General features: G+C 57.1%; 11 protein-coding genes and 2 pseudogenes. 9 read left to right on the forward strand and 4 right to left on the reverse strand.

The genetic code is table 11. The features are described from left to right. Positions 1–86 precede the first annotated feature (86 nt). From NOX35_RS27715 to NOX35_RS28885, 4 genes and pseudogenes are all read left to right on the forward strand, one after another. The gene (locus NOX35_RS27715) at positions 87–3,002 is read left to right on the forward strand and encodes a Tn3-like element IS1071 family transposase (RefSeq protein WP_256496994.1); all 2,916 of its coding nucleotides are present in this window, start codon (positions 87–89) and stop codon (positions 3,000–3,002) included. 154 nt (positions 3,003–3,156) lie between these two features. Continuing rightward, positions 3,157–3,852 (forward strand): hypothetical protein, encoded by a 696-nt coding sequence (locus tag NOX35_RS27720; protein ID WP_256496999.1) that lies wholly within the window; start codon positions 3,157–3,159, stop codon positions 3,850–3,852. A gap of 164 nt (positions 3,853–4,016) precedes the next feature. Beyond that, on the forward strand, positions 4,017–4,139 hold the full coding sequence (locus tag NOX35_RS27725) for a hypothetical protein (protein ID WP_256497000.1): 123 nt from the start codon (positions 4,017–4,019) through the stop codon (positions 4,137–4,139). A 243-nt stretch (positions 4,140–4,382) separates the two neighbouring features. After that, positions 4,383–4,604: pseudogene (locus NOX35_RS28885) on the forward strand (VOC family protein); the annotation flags it as partial. Positions 4,605–4,729: 125 nt separating this feature from the next. On the opposite strand, the gene NOX35_RS27730 reads toward NOX35_RS28885, so the two are convergent. Beyond that, on the reverse strand, positions 4,730–5,725 hold the full coding sequence (locus NOX35_RS27730; RefSeq protein WP_256497001.1) for an NAD(P)-dependent alcohol dehydrogenase: 996 nt from the start codon (positions 5,723–5,725) through the stop codon (positions 4,730–4,732). A gap of 110 nt (positions 5,726–5,835) precedes the next feature. On the opposite strand from NOX35_RS27730, the gene NOX35_RS27735 reads away from it, so the two are divergent. Then, positions 5,836–6,822: a LysR family transcriptional regulator gene (locus tag NOX35_RS27735; RefSeq protein WP_256497002.1), complete on the forward strand. Its 987-nt coding sequence runs from the start codon at positions 5,836–5,838 to the stop codon at positions 6,820–6,822. Between the two features lie 190 nt (positions 6,823–7,012). Here the strand turns inward: NOX35_RS27735 and NOX35_RS28890 are convergent, their stop codons facing one another. From NOX35_RS28890 to NOX35_RS27745, 3 genes and pseudogenes are all read right to left on the reverse strand, one after another. After that, a complete protein-coding gene (locus NOX35_RS28890; protein ID WP_371878564.1) occupies positions 7,013–8,353 on the reverse strand; it encodes a chloride channel protein in 1,341 nt (446 codons plus the stop codon). Continuing rightward, positions 8,256–9,020: pseudogene (locus tag NOX35_RS27740) on the reverse strand (TRAP transporter large permease subunit); the annotation flags it as partial. The gene NOX35_RS28890 and the pseudogene NOX35_RS27740, both read right to left, overlap by 98 nt. A 310-nt stretch (positions 9,021–9,330) precedes the next feature. Next, positions 9,331–10,023 carry a haloacid dehalogenase type II gene (locus tag NOX35_RS27745; protein WP_030540859.1) on the reverse strand — a complete coding sequence of 231 codons (693 nt, stop codon included), beginning with the start codon at positions 10,021–10,023 and terminating at the stop codon, positions 9,331–9,333. Between the two features lie 118 nt (positions 10,024–10,141). Here NOX35_RS27745 and NOX35_RS27750 point away from each other — a divergent pair, with 118 nt between their 5' ends. From NOX35_RS27750 to NOX35_RS27765, 4 genes are all read left to right on the forward strand, one after another. Continuing rightward, positions 10,142–11,167: a LysR substrate-binding domain-containing protein gene (locus tag NOX35_RS27750; RefSeq protein WP_072599003.1), complete on the forward strand. Its 1,026-nt coding sequence runs from the start codon at positions 10,142–10,144 to the stop codon at positions 11,165–11,167. Between the two features lie 422 nt (positions 11,168–11,589). Further along, on the forward strand, positions 11,590–12,051 hold the full coding sequence (locus NOX35_RS27755) for a MarR family winged helix-turn-helix transcriptional regulator (RefSeq protein WP_072599004.1): 462 nt from the start codon (positions 11,590–11,592) through the stop codon (positions 12,049–12,051). 68 nt (positions 12,052–12,119) lie between these two features. Beyond that, entirely contained in the window at positions 12,120–12,821 is a 702-nt protein-coding gene (lipB, locus tag NOX35_RS27760) for a lipoyl(octanoyl) transferase LipB (protein ID WP_072599010.1), read from the forward strand. Positions 12,822–13,083: 262 nt separating this feature from the next. Then, complete coding sequence (locus NOX35_RS27765; RefSeq protein WP_256497003.1) at positions 13,084–14,211, forward strand: DUF4062 domain-containing protein; 1,128 nt, start codon at positions 13,084–13,086, stop codon at positions 14,209–14,211. Positions 14,212–14,223: the final 12 nt, after the last annotated feature.

A 14,223-nucleotide genomic window follows, 5' to 3' on the forward strand; every position in this document is an offset into this window, starting at 1 on the left:
GGTGGTCTGGGTAGACCGTTGATTTCATTGACTTTCCTGTTCGCTTTGTAAACGGGTATGGTGGCCTCCCACTTTTGAGGTTCACGATGCAGGGTTGGCACACAACGTTTTTGGGGATGCGTGGGCTCCCCCGCGATATCAGCGACTTCGAGATGAAGGCATTTTTCACCTTCGATGGTGCCGAGCGCGACGCAATCAATGCACGCCGAGGTGATTCCCACAAGCTTGGTCTGGCGCTCCATATTGGTTTCCTGCGCATGAGTGGGCGTTTGCTCGGTGCCTTTCGGGTAATTCCAGTAGCCTTGTGGCGCCACCTTGGCAACGAGCTTGGCATTGCAGCACCAGAAGTCGCCTCGCTGAGAGCCATGTATGAACGCGGGCGCACGCTATTCGATCACCAACAAGTAGCCTGCACGGTCCTTGGATTCCAGTGGATGAGCGAGCACCAGCGCCGCTCACTGGTACGTGAACTGCGCGACGAAGTGGCGCGCTGCGCCGACCGCGATCAGCTACTCGTGCGGGCGCGTCAATGGCTGTACAAGAACAAGCTGGTGATCGTGCACGAGCGGGCAATTCGGACACTGATTGCGGCGGCACTTGCCCAGCTTGAAGTTGAAACAGGCACCGCCATCGCCGCCAGCGTTGATCCAGCAACACTTGATCGCTGGCGAGCCTCAGTTTCAGAGCTGCGCCCAGATGGACAAACCCAGCAGAGTTGGCTATGGGCTGCACCGGCGAAACACTCAACCCGCCAAATCAGCGAGGTACTGGAGCGCATCGACCTGCTTTACACGCTGGACGTTCATAAGCACCTGGCAGACATCCCCGATCTCATCTTGCGCCGCTACGCGCGCCGACTTGTCTCCAGGCCGCCCTCAGCCGGAGCCAAGATCAAAGAGCCAGCGCGCACCGTGGAGGTCGCATGCTTTCTTCGGTATTGCCTGTTCACCACCACAGACCAGTTGATCCTTATGGTGCAGCGCCGGATCGCCGATCTGTGGCGTCAGGCTGCCGCCGATGTCCCCGCTACCGTCAATTGGGCCGCAATGTACAAAACGCTGCTCGGCGAACTTGTTGCCTTGAGCGCGCAAGGTGCGGTGCCAGATGCTGAGTTGCGTGCCCGTCTTGAAGCCTTGATCACCGAAACCCAGAAACGCAAACCACCGAGCAGGGCCTCCCTGGTCCGCGAGGGATTGATTGATGGAATTCGCCCCGTGCGGTCGTTGCTCGTCGCCATTGCAAAGCTGCCCTGGCAGGCCACCGGCGAGCATCCTGCCATCGAGTACCTTGCCAAGCTGCAAGCTTTATATCTCAAAGGATCCAGAAAGCTGCCAGTTGAAGTGGTGGCACCAAGTCTGGGAATGATCTGGCAGGTTTCGATCTCCAGCCCAGACCGGGAACGGGCGTTTCAGGCGTTGGAGGTGGCCACCCTGTTTGCCCTGCGCCGCGCGGTGCGCAATGGCTCGGTCTGGATTGAGCACAGCCTGAGCTTTCGGGGTCGTGCGCGCTTGTTCTTCACGGACGAGCGTTGGCAGGCAGAGTCCAAGAAACACTATGCCCGTCTATCGTTACCCAGCAAGGCTGCCACTTTCTTGAAGCCTTTGCTGGCCAGAGTAACTGCCGGTGTCGATGCGGTGGCCGCTGCAGCCCGCAGTGGCGTACTGCGCGTGGATGATGAACTCCATTTGTCGCCATTGCCCGCAGAGGACGAAGACCCAGAAGTGACCAAGCTGCGCGCGGCTTTGGATCACCGCATCGGTGAGGTTCAATTGCCGGAAGTGATTCTGGCCGTTGACGCCCAGGTGCGCTTTAGCTGGATCATGCTCGGACGTGAGCCGCGCTCTACCGACGAGCTGCTGATGGTCTATGCCGGCATCATGGCCCACGGCACCAGTCTGACTGCGGTCGAATGCGCGCGCATGGTTCCGCAATTGTCTGCCACCAGCATTCGCCAGGCCATGCGCTGGGCGCGGGACGAACGGCGTCTGAGCCAGGCCTGCCAGGCTGTGCTGGAATTCATGCAGCGACACCCGATTGCCGCCACCTGGGGGCGGTCCGATTTGGCATCTTCTGACATGATGACCATGGAGACCACCAAACGGGTGTGGCAAGCCCGGCTTGATCCTCGGCGCAACACACCTTCCATTGGAATCTACTCCCATGTAAAAGACCGGTGGGGCATCTTCCATGCGCAGCCCTTTGTGCTCAATGAGCGCCAGGCGGGCGTGGCCATTGAAGGTGTCATCCGCCAAGAAAAGCTGGAGACCAGCCAGCTTGCTGTGGATACCCATGGCTACACCGACTTTGCCATGTCACATGCCCGTTTGCTTGGTTTTGATCTTTGCCCGCGGTTGAAGGAACTCAAACAGCGCCACCTCTTTGTGCCACGCGGCACCAAAGTGCCCGCAGAAATCGCTGCGGTGTGCGAAGCCAATGTCGACGTCGCTTTGATCGAAAAGCATTGGGATAGTCTGGTGCACCTGGCAGCCTCGGTCATGAGCGGACATGCCAGTGCGGTGGCAGCTCTTGCGCGGTTCGGTTCTGCCGCCCAGGGCGATCCAATCTATGAGGCTGGCGTGCAATTGGGGCGGTTGCTGCGTACGGCGTTTTTGGCTGACTACTTTGTCAAGGACGCTTTCAGGAACGAGTTGCGCCGGGTGCTCAATCGGGGCGAGGCTGTTAACGCCCTCAAGCGCGCCATTTATACCGGCCGGATCAGCCCGGCGCAGGCCAAACGTGTCGATGAAATGCAGGCTGTGGCCGATGCGTTGAGCCTGATGGCCAACATCGTGATGGCGTGGAATACCTCACAGATGCAGGCGGTCCTGGATCGCTGGTCGAACCGCCGCCAGGTCATTCCACCGGAACTGATCGGGAAGATTGCGCCCACCAGGCTGGAGAGCATCAACTTGCGGGGTGTGTTTCGCTTCCCGGTTGACCGCTATGCTGACCAAATCCTGCCTTCGCGGCCAAATGCATCGATAACTGGCACCAATGGATGAAACCGACCACGGTTTGACGCCACGAATCGCAGATTTGAAAGTGAACAGGAAAGTCAATGAAATCAACGATCTACCAACACCACCTCCGCGCCAGTGCTAGCTTTTCGTACCGTCACTTATTGCACTGAAAACGAGGAGACCCCTACCGGCTGCAGTGGAGCACTCCGACAAGGCGCTGATTTTTGACAATTCGGGCACCACGCCCATTCGCGTTGTCACAAAGAACGGCCCGGACGTGGTGTTTGAGCCCAATGCCCCGCAATGGGTGGAGGCGCAGTTTGCGGCCCCATACCGGGCTCGCCAGGCCTCGCTGAAGCAGTTGGATGCGGTCGCCAAAGGCTCGGCCCCCAACATCACGATTTCAGAAGCCGCGGCCCAGCATGGCCGAAGCTATCGTGGCAAGGTTGTTGATCAAACGGCGCACCACGCGCTGCAGGAATCCGAAGATCGCGGATTCGTTATTCACGACAAAGCGCTCGGCCCCAAGCGGGATTTTGACAACGGCAGCTACGCCCAAATCACCTACGCTTACGACAAGGGGAAAATTCCTGCTGAGGAAATTGTTCAACGCATAGAGCGGGAAGCCCGAAGCAAAGCATTCAAAGAGCTGCCTCGCCAGGAAGCCGTCAAGCAACACCCGGAATTGCAAGCAAATTTCGTCCAGCTCGATGCGCTCAAAAAGCAAATTCAGGGTCAACACCTCACGGCTGCTGAACAGGCAACGGTCATGGATCGGTTGCACGAAAACATGGCCAGGGCCATTGAGCGCGGCCCGGTTCCAGGCCAAAGCGCTTCCACCGAAACCGACAAGTCAACGCCTCCCACCCCAAGCAAGGATCACGAGCGCTAGACGCCGCACCCCGCCCACTATATGATGCAATGTTATGTTGAAGCCATTTAACATAATCTATATCGTATAACACCGCACCTTGGGCCGCTCGGCGGCGACTCACGACGTAATTGCGAAATTGGGCCGCAGTGCCTTTTGCTCGTCGTGACAACATGATGGGAGGCATGAAACACGCAAACCGCCTCATCGTGCTGCTCGTGATTGCCTCCCTCGTTGGCCTTGCCCTCCAGCCCGGAAACAAAGGTCTGGCTGTGCGTGTCTTCGGCGTCCAAATTGAAACCAAGTGATCTGTCTTGATCCCGTGGACAAGCGGGGATCGGCATGGAAATATGGACAAGCCTGCGACTTGCCCACATTCCCACCCCTCGCACCCCCTTGCCCACAGGCGCCCACGGGCCTGACGCGCTGCGCTTGCCTTTTGTGATTTTCATCTCTTAGAACACTCGCTTTGCGGGCATCAAGGTAACCAGTTCGCCTCGAAGGATCTTTGGCCTGTCGACGGCTTCAAGCCAACTGATGACCGCGCAGTCGGCCACATTGCATTCTCGTACACCAACATTGCGCGTGCGCTAGAGAGGATGAAAGCGTCCGGCGTCACCATCGTGAGGGGCATCCAGATAGATGCGAAGTTCGGCCACAAGAGCTTCTTCGTTCGAGGACCTGACAACCTTCTCATCGAAATCGTTGAGGCAAAGCCCATTCCTGATGGGCGACCACTGCAGAAGCAGTCAACCCACAAGTCAAAGCCGTGACTCAAGCCAGGCGCAGCTGTGCAAATCGCGACGCCAACTCTCGCGGAAAATCAATCATCATGCTGCCTCGCGCGCAAGCGGCTTTGGTAGCAAGCGCGCGGCATGTCGCTCAACACGTGCACGCCTCAATGACGGATCACCACCTTGCCGAAGACGTCGCGAGCGCTGAAGTGGTCCCATGCCGCCTGCAGGCTCTCAAATCCGTACACACTGTCAATGACAGGTCGGATGTTGTGCTGCGCAATAGCTCGCATGAGGTCCTCAAACTCGCCACGGTTGCCAACCACGACGGTCTTCAGCACAGCTTGGCTTTGGAAGACAGACATGAAGTCAATACTCCCTTCGACGCCGGCGAGCACCCCAACGATCGAAATCTGGCCACCGAGCGCAACGGCCTTCAGGGACTGCGTCAAGGTCTGCGGGCCACCGACTTCAATTACTCGGTCCACACCGAGACCAGCGGTGAGAGACCGTGCCTGCAAGCCCCACTCTTCGACTGTCTTGTAGTTCAAGACATGGTCAGCTCCCAATTCAGCCAACCGAGCTGCCTTGCTCCAGCTCGACGTGGTAGCGATGACTCTCGCGCCCATCGCCTTTGCAAACTGCAATGCGAAGAGGGCCACACCACCCGTTCCTTGAGTCAAAACGGTGTCGCCGGCTCGGACTCCCTGCAGCGCCGACCAAGCTGTAACCGCAGCACAGGGCAAAGTCGCCGCTTCCTCAAAGCTGAGATGGTCTGGAATGCCAACCAATGCCTCAGCCGAAACGACCTTGTACTCGGTAAGCCAGCCCTCGTGATGCGCAACCCACTGCTGGGTTGCCTGGTTGAATTTGCCAGCGTAGAGGTTCGGGAAGAAGCTGTTGGCGACGCGGTCTCCCTTCTTAAATCGCGATACGCCTTCGCCAACAGCCACCACCTCGCCAGCGCCATCCGAGAGGGGAACTTGGTCGTCTGGAATCGGCAGGGGGTACCACCCGTTGGCGATGATCAAGTCGCGGAAGTTGATGGCGCTGGCGCGCACGTGGACCAAGACCTGACCGTGTCCAGGTGTCGGAATAGCCTCTTCAGTCAGTCGAGCCACGTTGGCGCTGCCTGGCTTGGTCAGTCGGTATGAATGCATTCTCTTATTCGTCATTTGATGAGCCTTTCGACCTGATTGGTTTGTAGGCTCAGAGAATGCCGTCACCCTTACTGTTTCACAATACAACGCAATTTGCACGGGTTGTTTAAATGAATTCATCAATAGACAAGTCGGCCTTCGATGGAATGGCCGTATTCCTGGTGGTGGCTGAGCTGCGCGGATTCAGGGCTGCTGGCAAGCGTCTGGGGCTTACACCTTCGGCTATAAGTCACGCGATCCGAACACTTGAAGAGCGCGTCGGTGCGCCTTTGTTCGTTCGAACAACTCGAAGCGTGAGACTGACGGAAGCCGGCGCTAGGCTGGCGTCACACGCGAAACCGGCGATGGAAATGTTGAAGGATGGGCTCGACGCAGCGGCGGGACTAGGGGCTGAAGTCAGTGGCCGTCTGCGCATAAACGCACCGAGAGCCTGTCTTCCGCTTTTGGTTAACCGCCTCCTGCCTGATTTTCTGGAGGCTTATCCGAAGCTGCAGCTCGAGCTGGTAGGCGAGGACAACCTCATCGACATTGTCAAAGACGGCTTTGATGCGGGTATACGGCTAGGGAACTTCGTCCAGCAGGACATGGTGTCACTCTGGCTGACTCCTCCCGAGCCATATGTTGTTGTCGGTACCCCTGACTTTTTTGCCAGACATGGGCGGCCCGTGAAGCCTGAGGATTTGAAGGAGTTTCGATGCATTGAACTTCGAAGAAACGATGACGCGGTTGCCCGCTGGCAGTTTTTGGTGGATACCGAGCCGGTCGATGTGCAGGTCGGTGGTGCGCTCATCGCCAATGATGTCGACACTTGCCTTCGAGCAGCGCTCAAAGGATCAGGGTTATTTCGTCTACCTAGATCAATCGCGATGAACTATGTGTGGGCCGGGCTCCTGGAGAGCGTCCTCGACAAATTTTCAACGGGGATCCCTGGACTGGCGCTGTACTACCCTAGCCGAAGCCAGTCGTTGCCAAAGCTCCGCGCGTTCATAGACTTTGCGACGCCTCGTATGAGACGTGACTTCCAGCGCGATGACTACAACATTTCACCTTCTGCGCTTCGCGAACGGGCAATTTCTCCTGGAAAGATTGCCACATGACGGGGCGTCAGATTCCCTAGCCAACTAGTGTTCAGAGGCGCCGGAACGACTGGTTCTGGCTAAACCGAGATTTGGGCCTTTCTGTTGCCGAACTGTGGGCATCAACGCTCGGAACTAGGAAACTTCAGCTATCCGCTGGTGTCATTTTCTTCCGTTCCGCGCGCCTCAACGGGTCGAGTACATATGCGCTTCAAGTAGTTTTTTCCGCAGTCGTGATTGCACTACGCTTTGGTCGATGACCTAGTACGCCGGCTGAATGGAGGCATCGGGCGGAGAGCCAGCTGGCTAGGCACGCTATCGACATCGGCACTGTTGGCTGCAGCGATCCAATCATTTCCACGACAAAGACCACTGCGTATATGGGCAATCGCAGCACGCCTGCGACTGCTGCGCCCATCCCGAGAAGTGCGCCGCTCTCAGCTGGTGCGCCGGTTTCTACCGCGAAGAATGCCCCCGCCATTGCACCGCCAAGCATTACTGGGGAGAAGTAGCCACCGGCGACAGAACTGCGAAGGCATACGGCCGCAATTAGCAGCGGTGCGGCGAGTAGTAGTAGCTCGCCCTGAGCAGTCGATGGCGCGTTCCCCATAAGTACGTGGTGAAGCCTTGTGTCTATAGGAGCTGACAAAGGCCAGAATGCAATCCAGGCTGCAACGTTTACCCCAATCGCCAACGCTGCCCTCGCGGGCGACCTCACTCTAGGAGTCGTGTTCCAAACTAGTGTGATGGCAGTGCACATCCAAGTGAAGCCAGCGGAAACAACCCCCAGCATGACGCCAGTGAGAAAAGCTTGACCCGGGAGCACTGGACTGTAGGCGACGCCCCAACCCGTGGGCCCAGTTGAGTCCAGCAACAGCGCGTGCACTAGAACTCCCGCCGCACTGCCTAGAAGCGCTGCAACTGCCGAAGATCTGGAGGGGAACGCCCGCAGCAGTTCTAGCGCCAAGACGATCGCAGAGAAAGGCATGCCAAACATTGCGGAAACAGCCGCGCTTACGGCAGCGATGGTCGCAAGTCGATGATCTAGCAACCAAGGTGTGCGTCTGCGTATCCATACGCTGACCGTCGTCGCAAGCACGATCGCTGGGCCCTCCTTTCCGACTCCAAGGCCAGCCCCGAAGTTCAGGGCACCCATGAGCGCACTGCAAAAACCCGTCTTGACCTGCCAGTGAGAAAATCCGCAGCACGCTTGTTCGACGAATGTCACTAAGCCATAGGGGGTTTGCGCACGGAGAAGTTGCAACGTCCACGCGTTTCCCACAACTAGCACCATGCCAAAGACAACGGCCCAGGTTGACGCACCCAAAGTCGCAGCCATAAAACCAGCCGCGCCAGTGACTCCAACAATCAGAAGCTGAAGTGCGGCGGCCGCAAACGCGGCGACTATTGCAACAGAGGCGAGCGCCGCCATTGCGCCGGCCCCAGTGCTCACACTACTGCCCCGGTGGTGCTCCGAACAACGGCGGTGCATAACCAGGCTGTTCGAGGGTCGGAATCTCCACGCCTTTGGTGTCAATGTCCTTCTTGGCATGGGTCCCCACAAGCTGTGGAAACGCAATGAGCGCACCCACCATCAAGAGCTGAATGACCAGATACGGAGCAGCACCCCAGTAGATGTCCGATGACGTTACCGATTTCGGGGCCACGCTGCGAAGGTAGAACAGCGCGAAACCGAAAGGCGGATGGATGAAGGATGTTTGCATGTTGACTGCAAGCACCACTGCGAACCAAACTAAGTCGATGCCAAGTTTGTCGGCAACCGGCGTGAGCAGCGGGATGAGGATGAATGCCAGCTCGAAGAAGTCGAGAAAGAATGCGAGCAGGAAGACCAATATGTTCACAACAACAAGAAATCCAACCTGACCGCCTGGCAAGCTAGCGAACAGATGCTCGACCAAGCGATCGCCGTCAATGCCACGGAATGTCAGACCGAAAACCGTTGAACCGACAAGAATGAAGATGACAAATGTCGTGAGCTTGACCGTTCCTTCGCTGGCCTGCCACACCATTTTGAAGTTGAGGCGCCGCTTCATTGCTGCCAGTGCAAGTGCCCCCACTGCACCCATGGCACCTCCTTCCGTCGGAGTAGCGATTCCGAAGAAGATGGTTCCGAGCACCAGGAAGATGAGTATGACGGGCGGGACCAGGACGAAGATGACCCGGCCTAGAAGTTGCCAGCCACGCGTCGTCCGAGCTTCCTCTCTCCGGGTGGAAAAACGCGTATCTGGAACTGCCCTCCAGTCAAAGCCTCCACGCGCTTCGCGACAATCTCTGCTGCTTGGTACATGCCGAGCGTGCGGGGGAACGACGACGCCATCCTCCAACGCACTTGCGCGCCCCCTTGCCCCCTGGCCGGCGAAACTGCGAGTGCCGCCGCTGCGGTCATCCCTGAACCTACTGTGAACTTCCTTCGATCCATGTCTTGTCTCCTTGCTTATGTAAGCCTGCACACTTAATTCACTGCCAATCTGCGCCAAGGGCGCGCACTGCCCATAATCTCCTTCGCAGTCAGACTCGCTGGGCGACAAACTTCACTAAGTCGTCCAACGAGCGTCCCTCTGCGTGAGCCCGCACGCCAAGTTGCTCCATCGGCTGGGCAGTGCGGTTGACCCAAAAGGTCGTGTAGCCAAACCACGTAGCTCCAGCGATATCCCAGCCGTTCGAGGATGCAAAGAGGATTTCTTCGGGCCTGAAGCCAAGCGCGTCAGGGCCTAGCTGGTACGCCTCTGGCGCCGTCTTGAAGCGTTGAACTGAGTCGACGCTCAACAGATGATCAAAGTGTGAGCCGAGGCCAGCGGCGGACACTGCATCGGCGAGCATCTCTGGGTCTCCGTTGGACAGGATTGCGAGGGGAAGTCCCATCGCATTCAGGCGCTTTAGAGCACCGCTGTTCTCGTCGTACGCCTTCAGTCGGCGGTATTGATCAAGTAGCTCTGCTCGTTGCGGAGGGGTCACAGTCAGGTTCAGGCGAAGACAGGCAAATGTGAGTGCGTCTTCGGTCACCTGCCAGAACGAGACGTACTTGTCGCAAAGTGTTCGGAGTCTCGTGTACTCGATTTGTTTGTCGCGCCAGAGCTGCGCGAGGGTTTCGCCTCGCCCGGGGAAAAATCGGTCGGCTGTGGCACCAACCGAGTAAACGTCGAATAGCGTGCCGTAGGCATCGAATGCAACTGCCTTAAGCGGCGGGTGAAAGTTCGCCATCCATGTCTCCTTCCTACCTGTGGGTGAACGCCTTTTGAAGACGCCCCGGAAGGTTGCCATAGCGGCTTTACATGAGTAAAGTTGAATCTTTTAACGAATGCATAAGCGGTTGAAACCTATGGCCAAGCATCTGGAGCTAGACGTGTTGCGCACTTTCGAGGCGGTTGTACGAGAGGGCAGCTTTGCTCGGGCTGCCGAGCGAATGTGTCTGACAGCGCCCGCCATAAGTTTGCAAATGAAGCGGCTTGACGCCGTGCTTGGGGGAGACGTTTTTTACAAGGACGGACGCGGGAAAAGTCTTACGGATAAGGGTCAACGGCTCCTTGAGCATGCGCGCCGCATGCTGCACTTGAATGATCTGGCACTCAGCGAGTTCACTCAGACCAATTTCCGTGGCAGGGTTCGCTTAGGCGTTGCGCAGGACTTTGCCGAAGGCGCACTGATCATGTTGCTACGCGAGATTCAGGATGCTCATAGAGAGGTACAGATCGATCTTGTGGTCGACCTAAACCGGCGCATTCATGCCGCGTTTGAAAGAGGCGAACTGGACGTGGCGATCGCAACGTCTGATCCGCTAGGGGAGCCCTTAGGCGAGAGCCTTTTGGATACAGAGCTCATTTGGATTGCCGCGCGGGATTTCAAGCTGACTCCTGGTGCGCCACTTCCGCTAGTCCTATTTCCGGAGCCCTGCATTGTTCGTGACATCGTGCTGCGTGCGCTTGTAGAACATGGCATCTCGTGGAGACCAGCTTGTGTCAGCACCAGCCTAGAGGGGTTACTCAGTGCGACCAAAGCTGGTCTGGGCATAACAGTTCGTTCACCTCAGCAGCTGACGCGAGACCTCGTGAAGGTATCGCCAGGTTTGGGCCTACCGATGCTTCCCGACGTAAGTGTCGCCATGCGTATCAACGATAACGGGCCGTCTTCACAAGCCTTAACTCGTCACATTGCAGAATTGGTTCGCAATGTGGTGCTAGTCGAGGCAGCTCGGGTAGTGCGACCGCTAGATGATGTTGTTGGTCACGACGCTGTTGAAGCTTTCTCGGTTCCAAAATGCGCTGTCAAAGACGATATGGGGCAGCCGATTGGTCGTCCGGACCGCGAACGAATGGGATCCCGTGGTGGGACCGCTGAACTTGCGTAGACCGTTGAACAAAGCTGCCATGAAGGTCCTTTTTTAGGCTGGTCTAAAAAGGTAGTAAGCGCTTCATGCGCCTCTAGCGCTGCGCAATCGCTGATTCAGTTGAGTAGTTTCAAGTTCCAATCGAGCCGCTACGGCGTCGGGGTTGGGCATCAGAGCCTTGCTTCAGTGAGCCAGCTGGAAGTTTCGCAAGCGCGCGGTGCCTAAGGATGCGTACATCTCGTTGGTGATGTGCCTTCGTCTTCTCTGGCCGCGCAGTGGTCAGAGTGAGAACAGCGTTTTCTCTATAGATGTTGACGTGCCTGCTCATGTCTCCTCCTGGGTGTGTCTGGGCGTTCTCGCCTTGTGCGAAAATATTTCGTATGCGAGTTATATGATTCGTATACGAAATACTTTAAAGTTGCGGCCATCAGCGCGGAGTTCAGATGAAACAAAAGAAGACTCGTTTGGTCTTTTTGCTCAACATTGCCTACAGAGCTGTAGATCGCTGGCTGGAGAACGAGGGTGGAGGAGCCTCGGCACTGTCTGCCGCGCAAGCGGGAACGATGTTCTATTTGGCTGAGAACGACGGAGCTCTAACGGGCGACGTGGCCGCAGCGCTCAATATCGGTGCTCCTGCGATGTCAGGGTTGGCCAATCGACTTGAGCAGGCTGGATTTTTGACGCGTCAGCGCGACGAAGAGGATGGAAGAGCGATACGTCTCTACCAAACTGATGAGGGCAGGCTTGCCGCCCAGCGTACAAAAAGTGCTCTCACGGCACTGAATTTTCAGTTGACGGATGGCTTCAACGAGCAAGAAATGGAAGTCGTAGGGCGATGGCTTGAAGCGTTGCCGAAAAAGCTAGCAATTGAGGGGCCTCGGTCGTCTGGCCAGCGCCTCAACTGAAGCCGAAATCGGGCATCAAATTGTGCTCACCCGAGATGCTTCTTCCGCACCGCGCGCAGTCAGTTTTTATGATCGTTAGATTTTTGGGGCAAGTGGATTACCAGTCAACGGTCGCGGCCATGCGTGCATTCACCGCCGCGCGCGATGCAGATACATGTGACGAGCTATGGCTCTGCGAGCATCCTCCAACTTTTACTCAGGGGCTGTCTGGAAAGCCTGAGCACCTACTCTCACCTGGGGACATACCTGTGGTTGCAAGCGATCGCGGTGGGCAAGTGAGTTATCACGGGCCGGGACAGGTTACTGCTTATCCCTTAGTCGACCTGCGGCGAATCAACATATTCGTCAAGGAGTACGTGGCTCGTCTGGAGTTGGCAATCGTCGAAACGCTCAGTAGTTTTGGCGTCGATGGCATACGAGTGTCAGGCGCTCCAGGTGTCTATGTGCACTCGAACGTATCAAGGGACCCGAAAATTGCTGCAGGGTCGCGCAAGTTGGAGGAAGAACTCCAGCGGGTGGCAAAGATTGCAGCTCTTGGCATCAAAGTAAGTCGGCATTGCACCTACCACGGTCTTTCACTCAACGTGGCAATGGATCTGCGCCCGTTCGAGCACATTAATCCGTGTGGGTATGTTGGGCTGCGAACCACCTCCCTTCAAGAGGTAGGTGTGGCCACTGACTGGTCAACTGTGGCAGAGAGGCTTGCTGACAGACTGTTATCGCAACTCGTGGTGAGTTCTAGAAGCGATGCGACGCCAGCGCCGGCTTGACACCTCGAAAACCTGTCCAGCCAGAGGTATCGAACTCCTCACCATGAGGCGCACTCTATGCGCATCGCCTTCAATCACATTCAGCCTGGCAGGCCTATGCAGAACCCCTATGTCGAGCCGAGGGGACTTCAAGCAGCCTAGCGAGAACATTTGCGCGCTTTCGGCAATTTTTCCATCACGGTACTTTTTATACAGCCCGTATGCTTGACCGCACGCGAACGTACAGGCGGCACCACATTGAGTGCAATGGAGGAGACAGAGGATGGCAACAAGTCAAAAAATCAGGATCATGCTGTCAAGCCGGTGTTTGGTGGACTTCTCTGAAGGAGAGAGCGTCGAACTCACCGAGATTCGACGAGCGCTCAAAAAGGACATTGAGAAGCAGAAGCTGTTCAAACTCGAGCCTTTTGAAGTCTGGATCAATGAAGACGCCGAGGCGCTTGACCAATCGGCAGATAGTTGGGAAGCGTGCCTCAAGCAGGTTCGAGACTGCGACATCCTCATCGTTCTTTACAACGGTGATGCGGGATGGGCCAAGACGGGCGAGGACATCGGCATATGTCATGCCGAGTACGCTGAAGGCATCAAGTACTCGCCTGGCAAGGTAAGGGTGCTGGTTTTGCCCAAAAGTCCGACCGCTGTCGACAAGCTCCAGGAGGCGAGAAACGCCCGGTTCGCAACATTTATGGACGGCGCCTCCCCGTTTCGGGGAGGTGAGATTCACACGGTGGCTGATCTCACCACTGCCGTTCGAAAGACTGTTGTTGACGCCGTTCTGACGCAGACCAGACGAGGAGCGGAGGGCTCGAAAGTCGGGCGCTTCGATCTTGGTGCATCCCTTGAATGGAGCCGCATGGACTTCGTCGGGCGCAAGGCCGCGATGGAAGGCGAAGTTCGTGCGTCCCTCGAAGGGCGAGCCGGATCCACGATGAAAAAGGGCGCACTCAGCGTATCCATCGCCGGAACCCCTGTGCTGGTCAAAGTCCACGCCGTACCAGCTGCGATGAGCGTTGCGGCAGCTCGCGAATTGGTTGGCCGTCCTCACTTGAATGACCACCGTTTGGCTGGTGAGCTAGGTTCGCTCGGTGGCCCTCTCCATGTCATCGCTTGCCACCGAACGGTGACTGAGACTCAAGCGACCAACCTGCTTGGCTTTCCGGATGCGACCGTTGTGAGCAGCCCGTTTGGAATTTACCTTGCCGACAACGTTCAGAAGATGCAGTTTGTCTTCCTGGCCAATTGCAGGGACTCTGTGCAAACGAGGTTAGCAACGCAGCGCTTCTTTGAATGGCTTGTCCAGGCGGGCGAAGCTGAGTTGCTCGCTACCAGGGCCAAGGCGCGAGCTCGAATCATCAGCGCGATTGCCAAAGAGCAGTCTTCACCAATCTAGTACTCAAACAAA

Origin of the sequence: Comamonas sp. C11 (genome assembly GCF_024496285.1) — a bacterium.
Taxonomy (GTDB): domain Bacteria; phylum Pseudomonadota; class Gammaproteobacteria; order Burkholderiales; family Burkholderiaceae_C; genus Comamonas; species Comamonas testosteroni_F.